The following is a 23,907-nucleotide window of genomic DNA, read 5'->3' on the forward strand; positions in this document are numbered from 1 at the left end:
GACAGGCGCCCTCATCAGCGATGCTCAGAGCCCACAGGGCGACGGCAGCACCGGATTCTGTTCCTTCACGTTGTCGATGTGCGCCACTTTCTTGCCGCGCAGGCCGGCGACCTGGGCTTCCACGTCGGCGGTGGACAGGGCGACGCCTTCCTGGAAGAACACCCAGTCGATGTCTTCCTGGTACTCGCGCATTTCCGGGGAGTCGACCGGGCCCAGCGAGCCGTCCGCTCCCTTGGGCATGAACCACAGGTTGAAGTTGATCGACATGAAGTCTTCCGGATACACGGCGCTGTTGTGTTCGGAGAACAGCTGGCCGTCGACGTAATAGGTGACCTTGTTGTCGGCAACGGTCAGCACCAGCGTGCGCCAGCCGGCGTAGCTGCCTTCCTTGCGGGAGAACTCGTTCACCTTGGTCCAAGGCTCAAGCTGGAAGGTTTCCCAGGTGGTGGTCCACATCGCCGGCTTGGTGTTCTCGCCCCAACCGCCGTTGGGCAGGTACTCGAAGTCGGTTTCGCTGTAGTCCTTGTCCATCGGCGCCTTCAGCGGGCTGATGGCATAGAAGGTCTGGATGACTTCATCGCCATCCGGGCCGTAGCTCGGTTCGTCGCGGAAGAAGATGCGTGCGGCGTAGGTGCCTTCGCGGTACTTGCGGGAGTGGCAGAACTGGGTCTGGCGGGTTTTCTCGGGGGTGCCGTTGGTGACCGAGCTCATGCGGACCGCGCCGCCTTCGGTCTCCGGAATGTCCGCATGGAACGTCAGGCCATCACCCGACCACGTCGCGCCCTTGATGCCGGGGTGACCGGTTTCGGTCCGGACCTTCCAGCCGTTTTTCTGGAACGCGGCGAAATCCGGGTAGCTGAAATCATCGAAGAAAACCGGTGCCGTGGTGGGCGCCGCAGCGGTCGCGTCGGCCTTGGCTTCCGCAGGCGCGTTTGCCTGATCCGTGGCCGTTCCGGTTTTTGAACCGCAGCCGACAACGGCAAGCGATGCAGCGAGCAGGCTTACGACGAAAATACGATTCCGCGCCATGTTCCCTTCCCTCTCCTGGATGATTCGTGATGGATTGAAGGGGGCGAATCTGGCGCATTGAGGACAACGTTGTCAAATGATCGGCGCAGCCTTGCATGCGGCGTTGGAAGCAGTGCTTTCTTGCGGAAGTACACCTGACACGATCCAAAATCCTGCTCTGGATACGCGCGCGCAGATCAGCTTCGCAGTCCGGATTCGCTTGTTTCTCTAATTGCCCATTCGATGGAAACGGAATGACTCATCTTGTCGCCAATGGACGTACTCGCCTGACTCTCGAGACAACCAGCAAGTCAAGACAGGAAAGCGCGCGGGGCATCCCGCCGATGGCAAGTGTTGCTGATGTCGGTCCCGGGTGAAGAGAGCATTGGCCAGGCATTACGCCAACCGCGAGTGATGGGAAACGTTCACTGAAAGCGCCCCCATCCCAGCCTTCCCCCGCAAGTGGGGGAAGGGGCAGAAGCGGCCACGCAGGGAATCCGCGCGACGCGCTCAGCTGACCAGTTGCAGCCGCAGTTCCTTGGGCAGGGCGAAGACCATGTTTTCCGGTTCGCCGTCGAGCTCGCCGATGCGGCCGGCGCCGAGATCGCGCAGGCGCTGGATGACGCCGTCGATCAGGATGTCCGGCGCGGAAGCGCCGGCGGTGACGCCGATCCGCTGCTTGCCCTGCACCCAGGCCGGGTTGATCTCGTGTGCGCCGTCGATCAGGTAGGACTCCACGCCGTCGCGCTCGGCCAGCTCGCGCAGGCGGTTGGAATTGGAACTGTTCGGCGAGCCGACCACCAGCACCAGATCGCATTGCTTGGCCAGATCGCGCACGGCGTCCTGACGATTCTGGGTGGCGTAGCAGATGTCATCGTTCTTCGGGCCCTGGATGGCCGGGAAGCGTGCCTGCAGGGCCTGGATGATGCCGATGGTGTCGTCCACCGACAGCGTGGTCTGGGTTGTGTAGAACAGGTTGTCGGGCTGGCCGACTTCCAGTTGCGCGACATCGTCGATGTCTTCGACCAGATAGATGCGGCCGGTGCTGCCCTCGCGACTCCACTGGCCCATGGTGCCTTCCACCTCGGGGTGGCCCGCGTGGCCGATCAACACCACATCGCGACCGGCGCGGCAGTGGCGGGCCACTTCCAGATGCACCTTGGTCACCAGCGGGCAGGTCGCGTCGAATACCTTCAGGCCGCGGCGATCGGCTTCAACGCGGACCGCCTGCGAGACGCCATGCGCGCTGAAGATGACCGTGGCGTTGTCCGGCACTTCGTCCAGCTCTTCCACGAACACCGCGCCGCGGTTGCGCAGATCGTCCACCACGAAGCGGTTGTGCACGACTTCGTGGCGCACGTAGATCGGCGCACCGAGGGTCTCGATGGCACGCTTGACGATTTCAATGGCGCGGTCGACGCCGGCGCAGAAGCCGCGGGGGTTGGCGAGCAGGACATCCATGGCGGTGATTTTACCGGAGCCGGCGGCGTTAACGGTGAATCGGCGCTTCCGGCCCGGAATCCCCTTCACCCTGCCCTGGCTCAAGCCTTGGCCGGCTTGTTGCGCTTGCCCTCGAACAGGCCGAACAGGGCGATGCCGATGGCGCCGGCGACGATCGCCGAATCGGCCAGGTTGAACGCCGGCCAGTAATGGTCGCGCCAGTACCACTGGACGAAGTCGATGACATGGCCGTGGATGAGGCGGTCCACCACATTGCCCAGCGCGCCACCGATGACCAGCGAGTACGGCAGCGCCTGGCGCCAGTCGCCGCGCGGGGTGCGGCCCAGCCAGAAGGTCAGCAGGCCGCAGATGCCGATGGCGAGGGCGGTGAAGAACCAGATCTGCCAGCCGCCGGCGCCGCTGAGGAAGCTGAACGCCGCGCCGGTGTTGTAGGTGCGGAACCAGTTCCAGAAGCCTTCGATGACCGGCACGGCGGTGTACTCGGGCAGCGAGGCCAGCACCCAGGCCTTGGTCCACTGGTCCAGGCCGATGATGACGGCCGAAAGCAGCAGCCAGATCAGGGCGGTGGGTTTGACGGCGGTTTGGGTCATGGGTCGGGTCGTGGTTTCTGGAGGGGTGAGTATGCCGGGTAAGACGGTCTGGTTAGGTCGCCTGATGCCCTTCTACAGGGTGTTTGGAAGAAGGACCGAAGGCTTCAGGCCGGGCCGACCGGGGAGGCACTCCGGGAAGGGCTGGCTGGAGGGGGGCTGACTTGCGGGCTTTGGTGTTCAAGTCCCCGGGTTCCGGATGGGTACTTCGGAATCATCGCGCCGCCCCCATCCGGCGCTGCGCGCCCCCTTCCCCCGCTGGGCGGGGGAAGGGAGTCAGTCAGAACCAGCGACGGTCTTCGCCGGGGCCATCGACGTTGCTGGCGCAGCGGCCGCACAGTTCCGGGTGGGCCGGGTTGGCGCCGATGTCGGCGCGGTGATGCCAGCAGCGCACGCACTTGGCCTTGTCGGTCGGCTGGGCCAGCACGAACACCTCGTCCGCGTCCACCGCGCCGACGCTGACGTCGCCGCTGATGAAGAAGAAGCGCAGTTCCTCGGCCAGCGGCTGCCACTTGGCGGCGAGCGCGGCGTTCACCGACACCGCAATTTCCGCCTCCAGCGCCGCACCGATCTGACCGTTGGCGCGCATCGGCTCCAGCACCTTGGCAACCTGCTCGCGCAGGGCCAGCAACTGATCGAAGTCTGCTGCCGTCAGGGGGGCGTCCGCCGGCAGCGGCGACAGGCCGTCGTACCAGGTGGCGAACAACACGTTGCCGGTGCGCTCGCCGGGCAGGTAGCCCCACATCTCGTCGGCGGTGAAACTGAGCACCGGCGCGACCCAGCGCACGAACGCTTCGGCGATGCGGTACATCGCGCTCTGCGTCGAGCGGCGGCCGCGCGAGTCCTCGCGCATCGTGTACAGGCGGTCCTTGGTGACGTCCAGGTACAGCGAGCCCAGATCCACGCTGCAGAAGTTCAGCAGCGCCTGCACGATCTCGGCGAAGTCGTAGCGATCGTAGGCGGCCTTGATCTTCTCCTGCACTTCCCAGGCGCGGTGCACGATCCAGCGATCCAGCGCGACCATGTCCTCCAGCGGACGCAGGTCGCGCGCCGGATCGAAGCCGTGCAGGTTGCCCAACAGGAAGCGCGCGGTGTTGCGCAGGCGGCGGTAGGCGTCGGCGTTGCGCTTGAGGATCTCCTGCGACAGCGACATCTCGTTGCTGTAGTCGGCCGAGGCGATCCACAGGCGCAGGATGTCCGCACCCAGGTTCTTCATGATGTCCTGCGGCTCAATGCCGTTGCCGAGCGACTTGGACATCTTGCGTCCATGCTCGTCGACGGTGAAGCCGTGGGTCAGGCACTGCCGATACGGCGCGTGCTTGTCGATGGCCACGCCGGTGAGCAGCGAGGACTGGAACCAGCCGCGATGCTGATCCGAGCCTTCCAGGTACAGATCCGCCGGCTTGCCCAGACCGCGCTCCAGCAGCACGCCTTCATGGGTCACGCCGGAATCGAACCAGACATCGAGGATGTCGGTGATCTTCTCGTAGTCGCCCGCCTCGTCGCCGAGAAGCTCGGCCATGTCCAGGGTGTACCAGACATCGACGCCACCCTGCTCCACGCGATCGGCCACGGCCCGCATCAGTTCGACGCTGCGCGGATGCGGCTCGCCGGTTTCGCGGTGCACGAACAGCGCGATCGGCACGCCCCAGGTGCGCTGGCGCGAGATGGTCCAGTCCGGGCGACCGTCGACCATGCCGGCGATGCGCGCCTCGCCCCACTGCGGGAACCAACCAACCTGCTTGATCGCCGCCTGCGCGTCGCGGCGCAGATGCGCCTGCTCCATCGAGATGAACCACTGCGGAGTGGCGCGGAACGCGATCGGCGTCTTGTGCCGCCAGCAATGCGGGTAGCTGTGGGTCAGCCTGGCGAACGCCAGCAACGCGCCGCTGTCGCGCAGCACTTCGACCAGCGTATCGTTGGCCTTCCAGATGTGCAGGCCGGCCAGCGCGGTCTTGCCCGCCGGCGGCGTGGACGGCAGGTACACGCCGCGGCCATCGACCGGGTTGAGCTGGCCGGTGGTGTACTTGTCGATCAGGCCGTAGCGCTGGCCGACCACGAAGTCCTCCTGGCCATGGCCGGGCGCGGTATGCACGGCGCCGGTGCCATCCTCGGCCGACACATGGTCGCCCAGCAACACCGGAATCTCGCGCTCGGCATAGAACGGATGCGACAGCACCACGCCCTCCAGCGACGAACCGGCGGTACGTGCGTGCACCATCGCTTCATTCACGCCGTAGCGTTGCAGCGCGCGCGCGGCCAGCGCGTCGGCCAGCACCAGCCAGCGGCGCCTGCCGTGGTGAGCCGGTCCCTCGACCAGCGCGTATTCCAGATCCGGACCCAGCGAAACCGCCAGCGAAGCCGGCAGCGTCCACGGCGTGGTGGTCCAGATCGGCACCGCCACTTCCACGTCGTCGGGAACCTCGACGCCGAATGCCGCCGCCAGCGCCTTGCGATCGCGCACGGTGTAGGCGACGTCGATGGCCGGCGATTCCTTCTCCTGGTACTCGATTTCCGCCTCGGCCAGCGCCGAGCCACAATCGAAGCACCAGTGCACCGGCTTCACGCCGCGGGTCAGGTGGCCGTTGGCGACGATCTTGGCCAGCGCGCGGATCTCGTTGGCCTCGAAGCGGAAATCCAGGGTCTTGTACGGGTTGTCCCAGTCGCCGATCACGCCCAGGCGCTTGAAGTCCTTGCGCTGCAGATCAATCTGCGACTCTGCGTACTCGCGGCACTTCTGCCGGAACTCGACCGCGTCAAGCTTGACGCCGACCTTGCCGTATTTCTTCTCGATGGCGATTTCGATCGGCAGGCCGTGGCAGTCCCAGCCCGGGATGTACGGCGCGTCGAAGCCGGCCAGGTACTTCGACTTGACGATGATGTCCTTGAGGATCTTGTTGACCGCGTGGCCCAGGTGGATCGCGCCGTTGGCATACGGCGGGCCGTCGTGCAGTACGAACAGCGGGCGGCCCTTGGCGTTGGCGCGCAGCTGCGCGTACAGGCCGTCGGTTTCCCAGCGCGCCAGGGTGTCCGGCTCACGCTTGGGCAGATCGCCACGCATCGGGAAATCCGTCGCCGGCAGGTGGAGGGTGGCTTTGTAGTCCTGGCTCACGCCGTTGCTCGTTGGTTGTCGTTTGAAAGAAGAGCGCGCGCCTGTTCGGCGTCGCGGTGCATCTGCTCGGTCAGGCTGGGCAGATCGGGGAATTTCAGTTCGTCGCGCAGTTTGGCGACGAACTCGACTTCGATGTGGCGCCCGTACAGGTCGCCGGCGAAATCGAACAGGTGCGCTTCCAGCAGCGGCTCCACACCGTCCACGGTGGGACGGGTGCCGAAACTGGAGACGGAAGCCCACGGCTGTTCCGCCACGCCGTGCACCCAGGTGGCATAGATGCCCGACAGTGCCGGCGTCTTCGGAAAACGCAGGTTGGCGGTGGGAAAACCAAGCGTGCGGCCGAGCTGCTGCCCGCGCACGACCCGCCCGCCAATCGCATACGGCCGGCCGAGCAGGTGCGCGGCATCGGCGAAGTCGCCCTGCTTCAGCGCTTCGCGGATGCGGGTGCTGGAGATGCGCTCGCCCTGCGACTGCACCGCTTCGATTTCGTTGGCGGCAAACCCCAGTTCGGCGCCCATCGCCTGCAACGACGCCAGATCGCCACCGCGCCGGTGGCCGAAGCGGAACTCCGGTCCGATCCAGACTTCGCGCGCGGACAGCCGTTCCACCAGCATCCTGCGGACGAAGTCCTCCGCGCTCATCGCCGCCATCGCCGCGTCGAAGCGCAGCAGGCCGACCACATCGGCACCCAGCTCGCGCAGGCCTTCGACCTTGGCGCGGGCCAGGGTCAGGCGGGGCGGCGGGTTCTCCCGGGCGAAGAATTCGCGCGGCAGCGGTTCGAAGGTCAGCGCCACCGCGTCCATGCCCAATGCGCGCGCGCGCGCGGCCGTGTGGCGCACCAGCGCCCGGTGACCGCCATGCAGGCCGTCGAAAGCGCCGATGCAGACCACGCTTCCCCGGGGACTCAGCGGTCCACCGTCGACGTCACGAAACAGCCTGCTCATAGATTCCTGGTTGGGGGGCCCGCCATTGCGGGCGGGCCGGCGCGAAACGCGCGAATCCCGAAGTATAGCCGTCCTGTCCGGTCTCAATGCCCCCGCAGATCGCGCGGGCGGATGCCCTGCAGCCACAGCAGCGCCGCGTACAGCGCGCCGCCGCTGCCCACCAGCACCGCCAGCCGCCAGCCGCGCTCCCACCAGGCCCAGTCGGACCAGTCCGGCCAGACCCAGCGCAGCGCCAGCACCACCACGGTCATCGCCAGCGAGGCCAGACCGATCTGGCGCAGGAACCGGCCCCAGCCCGGCTGACGCCGGTAGACCCCGGCCCGGCGCAGGTACCAGGCCAACTGCACGGCGTTGGTCCAGCCGGCAATGGCGATCGCCAGCGCCAGCAGCGCGTGCGCGCCCGGAACATGGGCCAGCGCGTCCAGGTACCTGCCGTCGGCCTTGGCCAGCGCGGCCTGGCCCACGTCGGTGAACATCAACAGGCCGGCAAACAGCAGAATTGTGGCGCTGGCGTTCACCAGCACCGACACCACCGCCGACTTCACCGGCGTGCGGGTGTCCTGGCGCGAGTAGAACGCCGGCGCCAACACCTTGACCAGCAGGAAGGCGGGCACCGCGGTGGACTGCGCCATCAGGCTCCAGCTGCTCATCCGCGCATGGAAGGCGGTGAAGTTGTGGTACTGGAACAGCGTCGCCATCAACGGGCCGGCGCACAGGACCAGGCCGATGCAGGCCGGCACACCGATCAGCAGGCACAGGCGGAAGCCCCAATCCAGTCCCTTGGAGAAACCTTCCGGATCAGTCGCGGCATGGCGGCTGGACAGGTGCGGCAGGATGACCGTGCCGATCGCCACGCCGAACATGCCCAGCGGGAACTCCAGCAGGCGATCGCTGTAGTACAGCCAGCTGACGCTGCCGCTCAGCAGGAACGCCGCCGCCCAGGTGTTGAACAGCAGGTTGAACTGCACCACCGAGGAACCAAACAGGGTCGGCACCATCAGCGTCATGATCCTGCGCACGCCGGCATGGGCCAGGCCCAGTTTCGGACGCGGCAGCAGGCCCAGCTTCGCCAGCGCGGGCAACTGGAAGACCAGTTGCAGGATGCCGGCGATGAACACGCCCCAGGCCAGCGCCATCACCGAACCGCCCATCAGCGGCGCCAGCCAGAACGCCGCCGCGATCATCGACAGGTTCAGCAGGATCGGCGACAGCGCCGGAATCGCGAAGCGCTGGTAACTGTTGAGGACACTGCCCACCAGCGAGGCCAGCGAAATGAACAGCGCGTACGGGAAAGTGATGCGCAGCATCTCGGTCAACATGTCGTGATGCGCGCCGGTGTATTTGGACGCGATCACGAAGGCCAGTTGGGGAGCGAACAGGAACACCAGCGCGGTCACCACCACGAGCGCCGCAGTGAGGGTGCCGGTGACCCGGTCAATCAGTTCCCTGACCGCCTCCGGGCCGTGCTTTTCCTTGTACTCGGCCAGGACCGGCACGAAGGCCATCGAGAACGAGCCTTCGGCCGAAAGCCGGCGCATGAAATTGGGAATCCTGAACGCGATGAAGAAGATATCCATCGCGGCCGTGGCGCCGAACACGGCGGCATAGACCTGGTCCCGGACCAGCCCGGACAGCCGGGACAGGAAGGTCATGGCGCTGAAAACGGCGGTGGAACGCAGGAGCCGATTGCCGCTCATCGGGCGGCCTCCCCTGCCGGCTGACCCAGGTTGACGCAAGCCTCTGAATAGTCCATACTTTTTTGTCTATTTTCCCGTAACCCCATTATCCCAGCTTTCAGGAACCCATCGTGGCCAATATCAAGTCCGCCAAGAAGCGCGCCAAGCAGACCGTCGTGCGCAATGCGCGCAACTCTGCCCAGCGCTCCATGCTGCGCACCGCCGTCAAGAAAGTGCTCAAGGCGCTTGACGCCAACGACGCCACCGGCGCGCAGGCCGCTTTCGCCGTCGCCCAGCCGATCCTGGATCGCTTCAGCTCGCGCGGCCTGATCCACAAGAACAAGGCTGCCCGCCACAAGAGCCGCCTGACCGCCCGCATCAAGGCGCTCCAGGCCGCCTGACCAGGCGTCCACGGGAAAGCAAAAAAACCCGGCTCCGGCCGGGTTTTTTGTTGCCCGGAATCCAACCCCCTCCCCCGCCCGCGGGGGAGGGTTGGGGTGGGAGCGGGGCGAAGCCGAGCGGTCTTGAGCGGACGGATGCATGTAAACATCCGACGCCTGCCTCATTCGAAACATTGTCGGCTGGACGCTTGTCACGAGTTCCGGCTTGCCCCCATCCCGGCCTTCCCCCGCATGCGGGGGAAGGAGCGAAGCGGGGGGCGTCGGCGCGGCTGGCTCAGCCGGCATTCCGGGCCTCTTCGGCCTCTTCGCGCTGGCGATCGAAGAACGCCATCACGTCCTGCATGATCGGCCAGGTGCCTTCGCGGGAAATCGCGGAGATCTGATACCAGGGATGCATCCAGTCCAGCTCCGCCACGATCTGCTCGGCGCGCTCGCGGGCCTCGTCCTCGAACATCAGGTCGGCCTTGTTGAGCACCAGCCAGCGCGGCTTCTCCAGCAGCTCCGGATCGTGCTTCATCAGTTCCTGCTCGATGGCGCGGACCTGATCGGCCGGGGCGATGCCTTCCACCCCGCCCTCCATCGGTGCCATGTCCACCAGGTGCAGCAGCAGGCGGGTGCGCTGCAGGTGGCGCAGGAACTGCGCGCCCAGGCCGGCGCCGTCGGCGGCGCCCTCGATCAGGCCCGGGATGTCGGCGATGACGAAGCTGCGGTGCGCCTCGACGCTGACGACGCCCAGATTCGGATAGAGGGTGGTGAACGGATAGTCGGCGACCTTCGGCGTGGCCGCCGAGACTGCGCGGATGAAGGTGCTCTTGCCGGCGTTGGGGAAGCCCAGCAGGCCGACGTCGGCCAGCAGCTTCAGCTCCAGCTTGAGCAGGCGCTGCTCGCCTTCCTCGCCTGGTGTCGCCTTGCGCGGGGCGCGGGTCACCGAGCTCTTGAAATGCATGTTGCCCAGGCCGCCCTTGCCGCCCTTGGCGACCAGCAGGCGGTCCCCGTGGAGAGTCAGGTCGCCGATGACCTCGTCGGTCTCGACATTGGTGATGACGGTGCCGACCGGCACGGTGATGGTGAGATCCTCGCCGGCCTTGCCATACATCTGCCGGCCCATGCCGTTCTCGCCGCGCTGGGCGCGGAAGTTCTTCTCGTGGCGGAAATCGACCAGCGTGTTGAGGTTCTCGTCGGCGATCAGCCAGACGCTGCCACCGCTGCCGCCATCACCACCGTCCGGTCCGCCCAGCGGGATGAACTTCTCGCGCCGGAAGCCGATGCAACCGTTGCCGCCGTTGCCGGCGATGACCTGGATTTCCGCTTCGTCTACGAGTTTCATAAGTGCCGGGAATCGGGAATGGAGAATGGAGAATCGAAAGCCGGCATGGAGGCTGGAGAGTTTATCGGACTCGCGGCGATGGCCGCGGAATTCACGGGGCGCTCTTGCATCTCCCCATTCCCGATTCTCGATTCCCTATTACCGGACTTTCAAAACGAAAAGCCCCGCACGCGGCGGGGCCCTTCGCTACGTGTGCGCGGCGCCTCAGGCTTCCGCGACCACGCTGACGGTGCGGCGCTTCTTCGGGCCCTTGATCGAGAACTCGACCTTGCCATCGACCAGCGCGAACAGCGTGTGATCGCGACCCAGGCCGACGCCCGAACCCGGATGGAACTGGGTGCCACGCTGACGGACGATGATGTTGCCGGCGTCGATCGCCTGGCCACCATAGACCTTCACGCCCAGCATCTTCGGATTGGAGTCGCGGCCGTTGCGCGAGGAGCCTACGCCCTTTTTATGTGCCATGACTGATTCTCCTTACTTGTTGATGCCGGTGATTTCGATTTCGGTGTAATGCTGCCGGTGACCCTGACGCTTCATGTGGTGCTTGCGGCGGCGGAACTTGATGATGCGGACCTTGTCGGCGCGGCCGTGGCCGACGATCTTGGCCGAGACGCTCGCGCTCTTCAGCGCGTCGCCCAGGGTGACGCTTTCGCCGTCGCCCAGCATCAGGATGTTGTCGAACATGACTTCCTTACCGGCTTCCGCATCGAGCTTCTCGACGCGCAGAGTCTCGCCCTTCATCACGCGGTATTGCTTACCGCCGGTGACCAGAACTGCGTACATTGGTGAATCCTCTTCTGTAGTTATTCTCTTGACCCGACCACCATCGAGGGCGGTCAGAAGCGGAATTGTAGGGCTTTCAGCAGCTTAGGGTCAAGTCGCCTCCCTTCCGGAACCGAAGCGGTCCGGTTCCGGCCCATGCCCGCCTCCAGTCGCAGGTCCTGAGACCCCCTCCGGCTCCACTGGCAGGCGGATGGCCGCGGGAGCAGGCAACGGTGTGAACAGGACCGGAGCAGCGTTCCCGACCGTCCCCGCCGGGCCTTTCCTGGTGGCGATTTGCCCCCAAATAACGGAATCGCTACGCTGGGCGATTCGCTGGCGCGACCGGGTCGCGCCGGCGGATCCGGAGCCCCTTCCCTCCCTTTTCTGAACAGGCCACCCCACGGCATGGACAGCATCCGCATCCGCGGCGCACGCACCCACAATCTCAAGAACATCGATCTCGACCTGCCCCGGGACAAGCTGATTGTCATCACCGGGCTGTCCGGTTCGGGCAAGTCCTCGCTGGCGTTCGACACCATCTACGCCGAAGGCCAGCGCCGCTACGTCGAGTCGCTGTCGGCCTATGCCCGGCAGTTCCTGTCGGTGATGGAAAAGCCGGACGTGGACCACATCGAGGGTCTGTCGCCGGCGATCTCCATCGAGCAGAAGTCGACCTCGCACAACCCGCGCTCGACGGTCGGCACCATCACCGAGATCTACGACTACCTGCGCCTGCTGTACGCCCGCGTCGGCACCCCGCGCTGCCCGGACCACGGCTACCCGCTGGAGGCGCAGACGGTCAGCCAGATGGTCGACCAGGTGCTGGGTCTGGACGGCGAGCAGCGCTACATGCTGCTGGCGCCGGTCATCCGCGAGCGCAAGGGCGAGCATGCCCAGGTGTTCGACCAGTTGCGCGCGCAGGGTTTCGTGCGCGTGCGGGTGGACGGGCAGTTGCATGAAATCGACGCCGTGCCGCCACTGGCCCTGCGCCAGAAGCACACCATCGAGGCGGTCATCGACCGCTTCCGTCCGCGCGAGGACATCAAGCAGCGCCTGGCCGAAAGCTTCGAGACCGCGCTGAAGCTGGGCGACGGCATGGCCTCGGTGATGTCGCTGGACAAGCCGGAAGGCGACCCGTTGCTGTTCTCGTCCAAGTATTCCTGCCCGGTCTGCGACTACTCGCTGCCGGAACTGGAACCGCGCCTGTTCTCGTTCAACTCGCCGGTGGGCGCCTGCCCGACCTGTGACGGCCTGGGCGTGGCCCAGTTCTTCGATCCCGCGCGGGTGGTGGTGCATCCGGAACTGTCGCTGGCCGCCGGCGCGGTACGCGGCTGGGATCGCCGCAATGCTTACTACTTCCAGCTGATCGCCTCGCTCGCGAAACACTATCGCTTCGACGTGGACGCGCCCTGGCAGTCGCTGCCGGAGAAAGCCCGCCAGGCGGTGCTGTACGGCAGCGGCGAGGAAGTCATCACCTTCACCTATCTCACCGAATCCGGCGGCCGCACCCAGCGCAAACATCGCTTCGAAGGCATCGTACCGAACCTGGAACGCCGCTACCGCGAGACCGAATCGCCGGCGGTGCGCGAGGAACTGGCCAAGTACATCAGCGAGCAGCCCTGCCCCGACTGTGGCGGCGCGCGTCTGAACAAGGCCGCGCGCAACGTGTTCGTCGCCGATCGCCCGCTGCCCGCGCTGGTGGTGATGCCGGTGGACGAAGCTCTGTCGTTCTTCCGCGGCTTGGCCCTGCCCGGCTGGCGCGGCGAAATCGCCGCCAAGATCGTCAAGGAAATCGGCGAGCGGCTGGGCTTCCTGGTCGATGTCGGCCTGGACTACCTGACCCTGGAACGCAAGGCCGACACCCTCTCCGGCGGCGAGGCGCAGCGCATCCGCCTGGCCTCGCAGATTGGCGCCGGCCTGGTCGGCGTGATGTACGTGCTGGACGAACCCAGCATCGGCCTGCACCAGCGCGACAACGAACGCCTGCTCGGCACCCTCACCCGCCTGCGCGACCTCGGCAACACCGTGATCGTGGTGGAGCATGACGAGGACGCCATCCGCGCGGCCGACTATGTGCTGGACATCGGTCCCGGCGCGGGTGTGCACGGCGGCGAGATCGTCGGCGAAGGCAGCCTGCAGGACATCCTGAAGGCGCCGCGTTCGCTGACCGGCCAGTACCTGTCCGGAAAGCGCAGCATCGAGGTGCCCAAGGCCCGCCACAAGGCCAACCCGAAGATGATGCTGCACCTGCGCGGCGCCAGCGGGAATAACCTCAAGAACGTGGATCTGGACATCGCCTCGGGGCTGTTCACCTGCGTCACCGGCGTATCCGGTTCCGGCAAGTCCACCCTGATCAACGACACCCTGTACGCGCTGGCCGCCAACGAGATCAACGGCGCCTCGCACAAGCCCGCGCCGTACCGCGAAGTCGTCGGACTGGATCTGTTCGACAAGGTGGTCGACATCGACCAGTCGCCAATCGGCCGTACCCCCCGCTCCAACCCGGCCACCTACACCGGCCTGTTCACTCCGCTGCGCGAGCTGTACGCGCAGGTGCCGGAAGCGCGCGCGCGCGGCTATTCGCCCGGGCGCTTCAGCTTCAACGTGCGCGGCGGCCGCTGCGAGGCCTGCCAGGGCGATGGCCTGATCAAGGTCGAGATGCATTTCCTGCCGGACGTGTACGTGCCCTGCGATGTCTGCCACGGCAAGCGCTACAACCGCGAAACGCTGGAGATCCTCTACAAGGGTTTCAACATCAATGACGTGCTGGAGATGACCGTCGAGGATGCGCTGAAGCTGTTCGAGCCGGTGCCGTCCATCGCCCGCAAGCTGGAAACGCTGATGGACGTGGGCCTGAGCTACATCAAGCTGGGCCAGAGCGCGACCACGCTGTCCGGCGGCGAGGCGCAGCGCGTCAAGCTGTCCAAGGAACTGTCGCGCCGCGACACCGGGCGCACGCTGTACATCCTGGACGAGCCGACCACCGGCCTGCACTTCCACGATATCGAGCACCTGCTGGCGGTGCTGCACAAGCTGCGCGACGAGGGCAACACCATCGTCGTCATCGAGCACAATCTGGACGTGATCAAGACCGCGGACTGGGTGGTGGATCTGGGCCCGGAAGGCGGCCACCGTGGCGGACGCATCCTGGTCAGCGGCACGCCGGAGGACATCGCGGCCCATCCGGATTCGCACACCGGCCAGTTCCTGGCCAAGCTGCTGCCGGCGAGCAAGGCGCCCAAGGCCAGCAAGCCGGCCGCGGTCGCCAAGCCCGACGTGCTGCCGCCGCGCAAGTCCGACAAGAAAAAGACCGCGAAAGCCAAATGAGCACGACGCCCGAGAATTCCTCCGAACGAAAGATGCTGGCGGCGATTCCGATCAGCGTGCGCTGGCGCGACATGGACAGCATGGGCCACGTCAACAATGCCAAGTACGTGTCCTACCTGGAAGAGGCGCGCGTGCGCTGGATCCTCGACATCCCGGGTGTCTCGATGACTGATCGCATCGCGCCCGTGGTCGCCGCCAACAACATCAACTACCGGCGACCGCTGACCTGGCCGAACGACATCCTGGTCGAGCTGTACGTGGATCGGCTGGGCACCAGCAGCGTCACCATCGGTCATCGCATCGTCGACCAGAATGGCGTGCTGTACTGCGACGGCAACGTGGTGGTGGTGTGGATGGATACCCACACCGGCAAGAGCGCACCGCTACCGGACGCCGTGCGCAACGCGTCCGTTTGACGGCCTCATTGATCATCCCTGTGGGAGCGACGTCAGTCGCGAATGCTCTTCGCAGGCTCGAAAGGCATCGCGACTCACGTCGCTCCCACAATCAAGCGGTCCTCATCATCAAAACGCGCTGACTCCGAAGGGAGCCCGCTTACGGTGCCGCCTTGCGCACCTCGAAGGTCACCGGCAGGCTGCGGCCATCCTTCAGCTTGAGCGTGATCACAGGCTTGTCGCCTTCCTTCACCGGCGCATAGGGCTTGTACAGCATCAGGTGCAGGCCGCCCGGCTTGAACTCGACCGACTTGCCAGCGGCGATCGGCAGGGTTTCCAGTTCGCGCATCCTGTTGACGCCGTCGACCTGACGCGATTCGTGCAACGAGACCTCGCTGAACGCCAGGCTGTCGGCACCGGTGATCTCCGCCGCCTTTGCACAGGCGTTATCGATGCGGAGAAACCCGGCCATCATCGGCATGGCCGGCGACGGCGGCAGCCGTATCCACGCCTGGCGGGCCGTGGGCAGACATTCAGCGGCATGGGCGGAGGCGCTGCCGACCAGCAGCAGCGCGGCGGACAGCAGGGCGGATACATGGCGGTGATTCATGCGCCTATCATAGGCCCACACGCCCTTGGAGCAGATGAATGTCTTCGCCGATCGAAACCCGGGACCATGGCAGCGTCCGCGAGATCCGGCTGGCCCGGCCGCCGGTCAATGCCCTCAACACCGAACTGTGCCGCGCCCTGATCCACGCGGTCGACACCGCCATGGGCGATGGCGTGCACGGCATCGTGCTGGCCGGCAATCCGAAGATATTCTCCGCCGGCATGGACGTGCCGTACCTGCTGTCGCTCGGCGAGAACCGACATGCGCTCATGGATGCCTGGCAGGCGTTCTTTGGCGCCGCACGCGCGCTGGCCGATTCGCGCATTCCGGTGGTCGCGGCCATCGGCGGCCATGCGCCAGCGGGTGGCTGCGTGCTGGCGCTGTGCTGCGATTACCGGGTGATGGCGCGCAGCGCGGATCCGGCGCGCCCCTTCGGCATCGGCCTCAATGAAACCCAGGTGGGACTGGTCGCTCCCGAGGGCATCCAGCGGTTGATGCGCCGGCTGGTCGGTCCGCATCGGGCCGAACGCCTGCTGGTGGCCGGCGAGATGGTGCCCGCCGAGCGTGCACTGGAGTTGGGTCTGGTGGACGAACTGGCCGACCAGGATCAGGTCGACGCGCGCGCGCTGGCCTGGCTGGAGAACCTGCTGCGTCTGCCCCACCACCCGATGCTGCAGACCCGCGCCATCGCCCGCCGCGACGTGGTGGAAGCGATGTCGCCGGAATTCATCCAGCTGGATCGCTTCATCGACGCGTGGGACGCCCCCGACACCCAGACCGCGCTGAAAGCGCTGGTGGACAAGCTGAAGAAGTGACGCGTGCCGGTGGCCTCCCCAGGCCACCGCATGTCTCGTCAACGCACCCAAACCTCCACCCGTTCGTTGCGGTAGCGCGCATCGGCGCCGTCGCCCCCGATCAGCAGACGACTCGCGCCCATGCCGATGGAGCGCTGTACCGCGATGCCCTGCTTGACCAGATGATCGGCGACCGCGTCGGCACGCTGGTTGCTGCGCACGGTGGCAATCAACCGGTTGCTGCCATCGTCATGCGAGAAGCCGACCACGGTCACCTGGCGCCCGCGATTCTGTGGCAACCGAAGATAGGCGGTCAGGCGCTCCATGTCGTTGGCGCCACGACTGTCGAAGAATGTCGTCAGCGAGGCCGGATTGAAACGCAGGCTCACCGGCAGTCGCGCGGTACCCGTGACCGCCTGTCCGTAGGGCTGTGCGGGATCCGGCACGCGCGGCTGCGTCGCCGGACGCAGGGTCACCGCCAGGAAGCCGGCACGCTCCACCGCCCGCTGCGCATCCCGGCCCACCGCGTACTGGGCGAAGCTGCGGCCCAGCGCGGACATCAAGGGTCCGCCATAGAGGCGATAGCGCCGCACCAGCGGATAGTCCTCGCTCATCACGTTGATACGGGTGGGCAGGACCGCGATGCCGCCATCGGCGATGGCGAGCGTGCGAGTGCCCGGCGGAATGGCACTGGCCACACCCACCACCGCGATCGCATCCGGATCCGCCGCTACTTCGCGCGCCGCCTGGGCAAGCGTCGCATGCGTCCGCGCCGAGCTGGCCACCGATGCGGTTCCCAATACCCGTTCGCGCAGGAAATCCCGGTTTCCGCCCGGTACGCGCCCCAGGTGCAGGTGGATGGGCGCATTGCGTCCCCCAATCATCGACCAATCATGGACGCGACCGCTCACCACCTCGCGCAGTTGCGCCACCGTCAGCCGGCGGACGGGATTGCGTTCATTGACCACCACCGCCAATCCATCGACGGCGACCACGAATTCCTGTTCCGGTGATTCGATATCGCCCAGTTGCCAGGCCGCTTCGCGTTCCGCCGCCAACGGTGCGCGCGCCAGCATCGCGATCTCCGCGTTGCCCTCGATCAGATCGTTGAATCCCGCCGCAGAGCCGCGCTTGTCCACTTCGACAATCAGCGGCACGCCATCGCGCACCGCGCGGATGTCGGTGCGCAGCGGTGAAGCCGCCTGCCGGCGGATGCCGGTGTAGCCGATATGGCGGAGCCAGGATTCGACCATCGCCGGCACCAGCGCGTCGCCCAGCGTATTGGAGCCATGGATGCGCAGACGCTCGGTGGAGCCATCATCCTGCGCGGACGCTGGCGGACACGCCAGCAACAACAGGCACATCGCCAGTGCGAAGCGCGGCAAACGGTGCAACATCGGTCATCCCCCTGTGAAGCGCGGGAGAGTGACCGCGGACGGTTACAGGGCGATGACGATCCGGTCCGCGTCAGGATGCGGTGCGTTCGACCGGTCGCGAGGAGTCGGTGATCCAGCCGCTCCAGGAGCCCGCATAGACACGCGCGCCCGGCAATCCGGCATGTTCGAACGCCAGCAGAAGATGGCACGCGGTCACGCCCGATCCGCACATCAGCACCAGATCGTCCGGCCGGCGTCCGGCCAGCATCGGCGCCAGTTCCGCGAGGAGTTCGGAGGATGACTTGAATCGGCCATCACGCAGGTTGGCGCCGAAGGGGCGATTGATCGCGCCAGGTACATGGCCCGCCACCGGATCGATGGGTTCGACGTCGCCACGGAAGCGCTCGGGCGCACGCGCATCGAACAGCCAGCCGCTGTCTTCGTCGAGGCGCCGGCGCACTTCGTCGGCGTCGGCGATGAGCCGCGCATCGAATCTTGCGGGATACGCCGGCAGGGGGATGATCCCGCCGGGTTCCGCCGTCTCCGGCAAGCCACGCGCACGCCACGCGGCAAACCCGCCATCCAGCACCGCAACCCGCCGGTGTCCCAGCAGCCTCAACATCCACCACAACCGTGCGGCGGCCATGCTGCCATCACCGGCGTCGTACACCACGACCTGATGATCAGGTCCGATGCCCCACTCGCCCAACTTGCGCGCGAAGGCGGCATCGTCGGGCAGCGGGTGGCGGCCAAGATCCCGACGCGAAAGGTCGGACAGGTTCTCGTTGAGATCCGCATGCGCCGCACCCGGCAGATGCGATTGAAGATAGGCCTGCCGGCCCGCGGCCGGATCCATCAGGGCAAAGCGCGCATCGACGAGCCGCAGGCCGGGATCACCCAGCACCGCGGCCAGTGCGTCCACGTCCACCAGCGTCGTCCAGTGCATCACGCGCCCTCCAGCCGTTGCCTCAGATTGAACAGGATCGCCGCAGTGGCGCCCCAGATGCGCTGACCGGGCCAGCCATACTCCAGGACGGCGCGACGGCGGCCGCGATAGTCCACTTCCACCCGGCGCAGGTTGGCCGGCGCCATCAGGTAGTCGAGCGGCACTTCGAACACGTCCGCCACTTCGCCCGGTTCGGGCGTGGCGACGTAGGTGGGGTCGATCACCGCCACCACCGGCACGACCCGGAAGCCGCTGATGGTGGTGAAAGGATCCAGGAAACCCAGCGGCGCGATCTGGCCGGCGGGGATGGCCAGTTCCTCCCAGGTTTCGCGCAACGCGGCGGCGACCACGCCCGCATCGGCCATCTCGATACGTCCGCCGGGGAAACTCACCTGTCCGGCGTGGTGTCGCAGGCCGTCGGTCCGCTTGGTCAGGATGACCTGCGTGCCCTGCGGGCGCGGTACCAGTCCGGCCAGCACCGCGGCTTCCGCCGGTTCGCCCGGCGGCAGCAGGTCCAGCAGTTCTTCATGGTTCCAGCCACGCGCGGTGGGGATGTCGTCCAGCGGATGCAGCACATGCCGCAACCTCGCCGCCTCGGGCAGCCGCTGCTCGAACGGCAGCCGGCCCTGCTCGCGAGCGGGCAGCACCGATTCCATCAGACGGAGGCGTTCGTCATCGTTCATTCGGGACCAGCGGGCGATCTCGGCGGTCGTTCGCAGACAGCCTTCGCACAGCCCGTCATCACCCAGGGTACAGACGCCGATGCACGGGCTAAGCACGGCGCGGAATGCGGAATTCATGAACCTTCATGCCTGCGCAGCCTAGCGCGAAAACCGCGCACGTGCCGCGCAAAACGCACTACGCCGGCCTGGTGGCCGGCGTAGCGGGACTGCGGGAAGAACCAACTACCTGGATTACTTGGTGCTGAGCAGCTTGATCTCGAACACCACCGCCACGTTCGGCGGGAAACCCGTGCGCGGGTCGGCGCCATAGGCCTTGTCCGGCGGCAGCGCGACTTCCCACTTGGCGCCGGAAGGCATCTGCAGCAGCACTTCACGCATGGCCTGCATTTCGATCTCGCTGACCTTCACGTTCGGCATCTGCTGCGCCGGACGGGCTTCCGCCGGCTTCTGGCCGAACGGATACGGACCGGCGACTTCCAGGCTGACGGTGCTGGCCTGGGTCGGCTTGGCGCCGGCACCGGCTTCGATCACGCGGTACTGCACGCCGCTGGGCAGCGACTGCACGCCCGACTTCGCCTTGTTCTGGGCCAGGAACTGATCGCTCTTGGTCTTGTTTTCCGCGGCGACCTTGTCGTACTCGGCCTTGGCCGTCTGCGCGCGCTGCTGTTCGCGCTTCTGGAAAGCTTCCAGCGCGGGCTTGAGCTGGTCGGCGGTCAGCGCCGGCTGCTTCTTCGCATACGCGTCCTGGAGACCCTTGATGACCGTGTTGATGTCCAACTGCTCGCCACGTCCGGTCAGCTCCGCCAGGTTGTTGCCGTAGTCGTAGCCGAAGTAATAGCTCAACTTGCCCTTCTCGGACGTGGTGTCCTGAGCCAGGGCGCTACCGGCCATGGCGAATGCCGCGACAGCGACCACTAACGAACGCAACTTCATCAACGATTTCTCCAGGGTGGTGGTACAGGGCGGGCGTACCGCCTCGAATGGACGCGCTAGGATAACGGTCAGTGCGCTTAACCGCCACTGACAACCGCCGGGTACGACCGAAGGGGCGGCCCAATAGTTCAATTTCACTTAAAATTCACGAATTTACCGGGATTCCGCGCATGTCCGACACCCCCGTTTCCGTCGCCGACCAGGGCGCCATCCGGCGCATCACCGTCAACCGGCCGGACAAGCTGAATGCTCTGAACGCGGCCACCCTGGACGCCCTGCTCGAGGCTTTCGAGGCCGCCGCCGGCGACCTGGCGGTGCGGGTGGTGGTGCTGACCGGGGCCGGTCCCAAGGCGTTCGTGGCGGGCGCGGATATCGCCGAGATGTCCGCCCTCAGCGCGGTCGAGGGGCGCGACTTCTCCCTGCGCGGCCAGCGCCTGATGCGGCGCATCGAAACCCTGCCCAAGCCGGTGATCGCGATGGTCAACGGATTCGCCCTGGGCGGCGGGCTGGAACTGGCGATGGCCTGCCACCTGCGCATCGCCTCGGAGAACGCCAAGGTCGGGCAACCCGAAATCAATCTCGGCCTGATTCCGGGTTTCGGCGGCAGCCAGCGGCTGCTGCGCCTGGCCGGCCGCGCGGCGGCGCTGGAGCTGTGCCTGCTGGGCGCGCCCATCACCGCCGAACGCGCGTACCAGTTGGGCATCGTCAACAAGGTGGTCGCCGCCGATGCACTGGAAGCCGAGACCCTGCAGTGGGCAGAACAGCTGGCGCAGGCCGCGCCGCTGGCGCTGCGCGGCAACCTGGACGTCATCCATGTCGGTGGCGAGTGCGCGATCGAGGAAGGACTGCAGTACGAATCGGCGCAGTTCGGCCTGATGTTCTCGACCGAGGACATGCGCGAAGGCACGCGTGCGTTCCTGGAACGCCGCAAGCCGCAGTTCGCGGGCCGCTGAAACGGCCATGGGCGAGGCGTCTTCCTCCTTCTGCCGGCAGGTGGCACGCGGGGACATCCTGCTGGCGCTGCTGGCGCGGGACGATCTGGATGCCGCCATCAATGCCGGGCTGGTGGAGGTCGCGCCCTGTTCCGCTGACTGCACGTGCGTCACCGGACTGGCGCCCGTCTGGGATGCCCAACGCAGGTTGCGGGCCGCATGGGAGGCGCGCGGACGCCATCTCGCGCGCCAGGCACGGCTGCGCCGGCGCACCGCCGAACGCGACGCCCGGCGTGCACCGGCGCCAGCGACGCCGCAGGCGCCCCGCCCTTCACTTCCCCCTTCCGCCGCCGCCATCCTGGCTCGTGCAAAGGTGCGCGCGGCGGGAAAAAGCGGTTCCGAACCGCCCGAAGCCCAATAGAACGCATGACCGAACGCCGCAAACGCCGCAGCCGCACCCTGAGCAAGGCCGAGGTGCAGGAACTGTTCTCGCGCCTGCGCGAACTCAATCCCAAACCCACCACCGAACTGGAATACAGCAGTCCGTTCGAACTGCTGGTGGCGGTGACGCTGTCGGCGCAGGCGACCGACGTCGGCGTCAACAAGGCCACCCGACGGCTGTTTCCGGTCGCCAACACGCCGGAGAAGATCCTCGCCCTCGGCGAGGAGGGACTCAAGAAGTACATCGCCACGATTGGCCTGTTCAACGCCAAGGCGAAGAACGTGATCGCGACCTGCCGGATTCTGGTGGATCAATATGACGGTGAGGTTCCGCGCTCGCGCGAGGCGCTGGAGGCGCTGCCGGGCGTGGGCCGCAAGACCGCCAATGTGGTGTTGAACACCGCCTTCGGCGAACCGACCATGGCGGTGGACACCCATATCTTCCGTGTCGCCAACCGCACCGGGCTGGCGCCCGGCAAGAACGTGCGCGAAGTGGAGGATGGCCTGTTGAAGACGGTGCCGGCCGAATTCCTGCACGACGCCCATCACTGGCTGATCCTGCACGGGCGCTATGTCTGCAAGGCGCGCAAGCCGGATTGCCCGCAGTGCGTGATCCGCGATCTCTGTCGCTATCCCGACAAGACGATTTGAGCCGGGATTCGGGATTCGGGATGGGGCCAGCCGGGGGAGATCTGTGGTCCCGAAACGCAATCCCCGCCGCCCTTTTTAAAAGGGACAGGCAAAAGCCAGCTCTTCTCGAATCCCCAATCCCGAATCCCCAGTCCCGGCCCCCATTGCCATCGAACTGTCATCCCGACGAAATAAGACAGCGTTGTAACAATAACGCAACTTTCACCAATTAGCCTGCGCAGCGTCTTCCACACCTGCCCCAAGGGCTAACCCAATGAAACTCTCCCGCAGCACCCTGACGCTCGCTTTGCTGGCCGCCGTCGCCGCGCCTGCCGCCCAGGCCGAGATTCCGATCGACGTGATTGGCGGTTCCGAAGTCTCGTTCGAAGGCCTGGTGCAGGCCGACTTCTACAAGTTCGATACCGACACCATCGATTATGGTGCCGATTCGGCCTCGGATCTGGATGGCAAGGACTATCTGAACGAGCTGCGTCGCGCCGAGCTGGTGCTCAAGGGCAAGGGCCCGGGCAACATCGAATGGGTGCTGGGTTACGACGCCAAGGACGACAAGTTCCTGGACGCCAACGTCAAGTACAAGATCGGCGGCAACGCCAACCACTTCCTGCAGATCGGCCAGTTCAAGCAGCCGGGCGCCACCCTGGAAGAGCTGTCCAGCACCAAGAACAACGACTTCATCTCCAAGTCGTCGATCACCAACTCGCTGGGCACCCCGCGCCGAGTGGGCCTGCAGTACAACATCGGCGACGCCAACTGGGGCGTGACCGCCAGCTTCTTCGGCCGTGAACTGACCCGCAACCGCGAGCACGGCGGCGGCTACTCCGCCCGCGGCTACTGGGCCCCGATCAACGAGACCGGCAACATCCTGCACCTGGGTCTGTCGTACACCGACAAGGACACCGACGGCGACGTGATCCGCCTGCGCGCCCGTCCGATGGCCGACATGGTCCCGACCCGCTTCGTCGACACCGGCAGCAGCGGCCTGCGCGCCAGCGACCGCAACAGCGTGCTCGGTGCCGAGGCCATGTGGGTCAATGGTCCGTTCAAGCTGCAGGGCGAATACATGAAGACTGACGTGAAGCGCTACGGCAGCTTCGACGACTTCAGCGGCGACGGCTTCTACGTGTCGGGCCTGTGGAACATCACCGGCGAGACCTGGGGCTACAAGGCGGGCGTGCCGACCACCGGCCTCCCGGCCGATCCGGTCAAGGGCATGTGGCAGGTGGGCCTGCGCTACGACACCATCGATCTGACCGACGGCGCCGTGGTCGGCGGCGAGATGGACAGCTGGACCGCCGGCGTGAACTGGTACTGGCGCTCGAACTTCAAGTTCATGCTGAACTACGTCGCGGTCAAGCAGGAGAAGGGCGTGCTGAAGGACGACCCGAACGTGGTCGAAGCCCGCCTGCAGTTCTACTGGTAAGCCGAGCGCTTTCCAGCCATTCGCGGAGGGCGCGGCGCAAGCCGCGCCCTTTGCTTTTTCCTGGGTTCCCGCCCTGTTCGCAAAGGCCGCCTGCCCCGCCTGCACGCTCCCGGCCGCC

22 protein-coding genes are annotated in these 23,907 nt (G+C 66.3%); 8 read left to right on the forward strand and 14 right to left on the reverse strand.

The features are described 5' to 3' along the window. Window positions 1–24 precede the first annotated feature (24 nt). From AC3DEZ_RS05365 to murJ, 6 genes are all read right to left on the reverse strand, one after another. Window positions 25–1,029, reverse strand: coding sequence for a glycoside hydrolase family 16 protein (locus AC3DEZ_RS05365; RefSeq protein WP_488387306.1), 1,005 nt, complete (start codon window positions 1,027–1,029; stop codon window positions 25–27). Window positions 1,030–1,518: 489 nt separating this feature from the next. Next, window positions 1,519–2,469, reverse strand: coding sequence for a 4-hydroxy-3-methylbut-2-enyl diphosphate reductase (ispH, locus tag AC3DEZ_RS05370; protein WP_488387307.1), 951 nt, complete (start codon window positions 2,467–2,469; stop codon window positions 1,519–1,521). Window positions 2,470–2,549: 80 nt separating this feature from the next. Next, window positions 2,550–3,059, reverse strand: a complete 510-nt coding sequence (lspA, locus tag AC3DEZ_RS05375) for a signal peptidase II (RefSeq protein WP_488387308.1) — start codon at window positions 3,057–3,059, stop codon at window positions 2,550–2,552. Window positions 3,060–3,336: 277 nt separating this feature from the next. Beyond that, a complete protein-coding gene (gene ileS / locus AC3DEZ_RS05380; RefSeq protein ID WP_488387309.1) occupies window positions 3,337–6,168 on the reverse strand; it encodes an isoleucine--tRNA ligase in 2,832 nt (943 codons plus the stop codon). Continuing rightward, window positions 6,165–7,112 (reverse strand): bifunctional riboflavin kinase/FAD synthetase, encoded by a 948-nt coding sequence (locus AC3DEZ_RS05385; protein ID WP_488387310.1) that lies wholly within the window; start codon window positions 7,110–7,112, stop codon window positions 6,165–6,167. Before AC3DEZ_RS05385 ends, ileS begins: the two co-directional genes overlap by 4 nt. Before the next feature lie 83 nt (window positions 7,113–7,195). Continuing rightward, window positions 7,196–8,809 carry a murein biosynthesis integral membrane protein MurJ gene (murJ, locus tag AC3DEZ_RS05390; protein WP_488387311.1) on the reverse strand — a complete coding sequence of 538 codons (1,614 nt, stop codon included), beginning with the start codon at window positions 8,807–8,809 and terminating at the stop codon, window positions 7,196–7,198. Window positions 8,810–8,919: 110 nt separating this feature from the next. On the opposite strand from murJ, the gene rpsT reads away from it, so the two are divergent. Continuing rightward, entirely contained in the window at window positions 8,920–9,189 is a 270-nt protein-coding gene (gene rpsT / locus AC3DEZ_RS05395) for a 30S ribosomal protein S20 (protein WP_488387312.1), read from the forward strand. Window positions 9,190–9,463: 274 nt separating this feature from the next. Here the strand turns inward: rpsT and obgE are convergent, their stop codons facing one another. The 3 genes from obgE to rplU all read right to left on the reverse strand — a co-directional run bounded on the left by obgE (window position 9,464) and on the right by rplU (window position 11,302). Beyond that, on the reverse strand, window positions 9,464–10,516 hold the full coding sequence (gene obgE / locus AC3DEZ_RS05400; RefSeq protein WP_488387313.1) for a GTPase ObgE: 1,053 nt from the start codon (window positions 10,514–10,516) through the stop codon (window positions 9,464–9,466). 204 nt (window positions 10,517–10,720) lie between these two features. Next, a complete protein-coding gene (rpmA, locus tag AC3DEZ_RS05405) occupies window positions 10,721–10,981 on the reverse strand; it encodes a 50S ribosomal protein L27 (RefSeq protein WP_141453508.1) in 261 nt (86 codons plus the stop codon). A 12-nt stretch (window positions 10,982–10,993) separates the two neighbouring features. Next, window positions 10,994–11,302: a 50S ribosomal protein L21 gene (gene rplU, locus AC3DEZ_RS05410; RefSeq protein WP_488387314.1), complete on the reverse strand. Its 309-nt coding sequence runs from the start codon at window positions 11,300–11,302 to the stop codon at window positions 10,994–10,996. A 384-nt stretch (window positions 11,303–11,686) separates the two neighbouring features. Here rplU and uvrA point away from each other — a divergent pair, with 384 nt between their 5' ends. Together uvrA and AC3DEZ_RS05420 are read left to right on the forward strand one after the other, a co-directional pair. Next, the gene (uvrA, locus tag AC3DEZ_RS05415; protein WP_488387315.1) at window positions 11,687–14,608 is read left to right on the forward strand and encodes an excinuclease ABC subunit UvrA; all 2,922 of its coding nucleotides are present in this window, start codon (window positions 11,687–11,689) and stop codon (window positions 14,606–14,608) included. Beyond that, window positions 14,605–15,024 carry an acyl-CoA thioesterase gene (locus AC3DEZ_RS05420; protein WP_488387316.1) on the forward strand — a complete coding sequence of 140 codons (420 nt, stop codon included), beginning with the start codon at window positions 14,605–14,607 and terminating at the stop codon, window positions 15,022–15,024. The genes uvrA and AC3DEZ_RS05420 overlap by 4 nt, the downstream gene beginning before the upstream one ends. A 139-nt stretch (window positions 15,025–15,163) precedes the next feature. On the opposite strand, the gene AC3DEZ_RS05425 is transcribed toward AC3DEZ_RS05420, so the two are convergent. After that, complete coding sequence (locus AC3DEZ_RS05425; RefSeq protein WP_488387317.1) at window positions 15,164–15,613, reverse strand: copper chaperone PCu(A)C; 450 nt, start codon at window positions 15,611–15,613, stop codon at window positions 15,164–15,166. A gap of 38 nt (window positions 15,614–15,651) precedes the next feature. On the opposite strand from AC3DEZ_RS05425, the gene AC3DEZ_RS05430 reads away from it, so the two are divergent. Beyond that, the gene (locus AC3DEZ_RS05430) at window positions 15,652–16,428 is read left to right on the forward strand and encodes an enoyl-CoA hydratase/isomerase family protein (protein ID WP_488387318.1); all 777 of its coding nucleotides are present in this window, start codon (window positions 15,652–15,654) and stop codon (window positions 16,426–16,428) included. Between the two features lie 38 nt (window positions 16,429–16,466). Here AC3DEZ_RS05430 and AC3DEZ_RS05435 read toward each other — a convergent pair whose 3' ends face one another. The 4 genes from AC3DEZ_RS05435 to AC3DEZ_RS05450 form a co-directional block, all read right to left on the reverse strand. Then, complete coding sequence (locus AC3DEZ_RS05435) at window positions 16,467–17,804, reverse strand: substrate-binding domain-containing protein (protein WP_488387319.1); 1,338 nt, start codon at window positions 17,802–17,804, stop codon at window positions 16,467–16,469. Window positions 17,805–17,874: 70 nt separating this feature from the next. Continuing rightward, on the reverse strand, window positions 17,875–18,729 hold the full coding sequence (locus AC3DEZ_RS05440) for a sulfurtransferase (RefSeq protein ID WP_488387568.1): 855 nt from the start codon (window positions 18,727–18,729) through the stop codon (window positions 17,875–17,877). Continuing rightward, window positions 18,729–19,529: an NUDIX hydrolase gene (locus AC3DEZ_RS05445; protein ID WP_488387320.1), complete on the reverse strand. Its 801-nt coding sequence runs from the start codon at window positions 19,527–19,529 to the stop codon at window positions 18,729–18,731. The genes AC3DEZ_RS05440 and AC3DEZ_RS05445 overlap by 1 nt, the downstream gene beginning before the upstream one ends. A 114-nt stretch (window positions 19,530–19,643) precedes the next feature. Then, entirely contained in the window at window positions 19,644–20,345 is a 702-nt protein-coding gene (locus AC3DEZ_RS05450) for an FKBP-type peptidyl-prolyl cis-trans isomerase (RefSeq protein ID WP_447101613.1), read from the reverse strand. A 170-nt stretch (window positions 20,346–20,515) separates the two neighbouring features. Between AC3DEZ_RS05450 and AC3DEZ_RS05455 the strand changes: the two genes are divergently transcribed. The 4 genes from AC3DEZ_RS05455 to AC3DEZ_RS05470 all read left to right on the forward strand — a co-directional run bounded on the left by AC3DEZ_RS05455 (window position 20,516) and on the right by AC3DEZ_RS05470 (window position 23,789). Next, window positions 20,516–21,298 carry an enoyl-CoA hydratase/isomerase family protein gene (locus AC3DEZ_RS05455; protein WP_488387321.1) on the forward strand — a complete coding sequence of 261 codons (783 nt, stop codon included), beginning with the start codon at window positions 20,516–20,518 and terminating at the stop codon, window positions 21,296–21,298. 7 nt (window positions 21,299–21,305) lie between these two features. Then, window positions 21,306–21,698: a hypothetical protein gene (locus tag AC3DEZ_RS05460; protein WP_488387322.1), complete on the forward strand. Its 393-nt coding sequence runs from the start codon at window positions 21,306–21,308 to the stop codon at window positions 21,696–21,698. Between the two features lie 5 nt (window positions 21,699–21,703). After that, window positions 21,704–22,369: an endonuclease III gene (gene nth / locus AC3DEZ_RS05465; protein ID WP_447101611.1), complete on the forward strand. Its 666-nt coding sequence runs from the start codon at window positions 21,704–21,706 to the stop codon at window positions 22,367–22,369. A 253-nt stretch (window positions 22,370–22,622) separates the two neighbouring features. Further along, complete coding sequence (locus AC3DEZ_RS05470) at window positions 22,623–23,789, forward strand: OprO/OprP family phosphate-selective porin (protein ID WP_488387323.1); 1,167 nt, start codon at window positions 22,623–22,625, stop codon at window positions 23,787–23,789. Window positions 23,790–23,907 lie beyond the last annotated feature (118 nt).

The organism is Pseudoxanthomonas sp. 134C1 (assembly GCF_057773065.1).

Coding starts and splice junctions, on each gene's coding strand:
- AC3DEZ_RS05365 (WP_488387306.1), bottom strand. CDS start 1,029: ATGGCGCGGAATCGTATTTTCGTCGTAAGCCTGCTCGCTGCATCGCTT.
- ispH (WP_488387307.1), bottom strand. CDS start 2,469: ATGGATGTCCTGCTCGCCAACCCCCGCGGCTTCTGCGCCGGCGTCGAC.
- lspA (WP_488387308.1), bottom strand. CDS start 3,059: ATGACCCAAACCGCCGTCAAACCCACCGCCCTGATCTGGCTGCTGCTT.
- AC3DEZ_RS05385 (WP_488387310.1), bottom strand. CDS start 7,112: ATGAGCAGGCTGTTTCGTGACGTCGACGGTGGACCGCTGAGTCCCCGG.
- murJ (WP_488387311.1), bottom strand. CDS start 8,809: ATGAGCGGCAATCGGCTCCTGCGTTCCACCGCCGTTTTCAGCGCCATG.
- obgE (WP_488387313.1), bottom strand. CDS start 10,516: ATGAAACTCGTAGACGAAGCGGAAATCCAGGTCATCGCCGGCAACGGC.
- rpmA (WP_141453508.1), bottom strand. CDS start 10,981: ATGGCACATAAAAAGGGCGTAGGCTCCTCGCGCAACGGCCGCGACTCC.
- rplU (WP_488387314.1), bottom strand. CDS start 11,302: ATGTACGCAGTTCTGGTCACCGGCGGTAAGCAATACCGCGTGATGAAG.
- uvrA (WP_488387315.1), top strand. CDS start 11,687: ATGGACAGCATCCGCATCCGCGGCGCACGCACCCACAATCTCAAGAAC.
- AC3DEZ_RS05420 (WP_488387316.1), top strand. CDS start 14,605: ATGAGCACGACGCCCGAGAATTCCTCCGAACGAAAGATGCTGGCGGCG.
- AC3DEZ_RS05425 (WP_488387317.1), bottom strand. CDS start 15,613: ATGAATCACCGCCATGTATCCGCCCTGCTGTCCGCCGCGCTGCTGCTG.
- AC3DEZ_RS05430 (WP_488387318.1), top strand. CDS start 15,652: ATGTCTTCGCCGATCGAAACCCGGGACCATGGCAGCGTCCGCGAGATC.
- AC3DEZ_RS05435 (WP_488387319.1), bottom strand. CDS start 17,804: ATGTTGCACCGTTTGCCGCGCTTCGCACTGGCGATGTGCCTGTTGTTG.
- AC3DEZ_RS05440 (WP_488387568.1), bottom strand. CDS start 18,729: ATGCACTGGACGACGCTGGTGGACGTGGACGCACTGGCCGCGGTGCTG.
- AC3DEZ_RS05445 (WP_488387320.1), bottom strand. CDS start 19,529: ATGAATTCCGCATTCCGCGCCGTGCTTAGCCCGTGCATCGGCGTCTGT.
- AC3DEZ_RS05450 (WP_447101613.1), bottom strand. CDS start 20,345: ATGAAGTTGCGTTCGTTAGTGGTCGCTGTCGCGGCATTCGCCATGGCC.
- AC3DEZ_RS05455 (WP_488387321.1), top strand. CDS start 20,516: ATGTCCGACACCCCCGTTTCCGTCGCCGACCAGGGCGCCATCCGGCGC.
- AC3DEZ_RS05460 (WP_488387322.1), top strand. CDS start 21,306: ATGGGCGAGGCGTCTTCCTCCTTCTGCCGGCAGGTGGCACGCGGGGAC.
- nth (WP_447101611.1), top strand. CDS start 21,704: ATGACCGAACGCCGCAAACGCCGCAGCCGCACCCTGAGCAAGGCCGAG.
- AC3DEZ_RS05470 (WP_488387323.1), top strand. CDS start 22,623: ATGAAACTCTCCCGCAGCACCCTGACGCTCGCTTTGCTGGCCGCCGTC.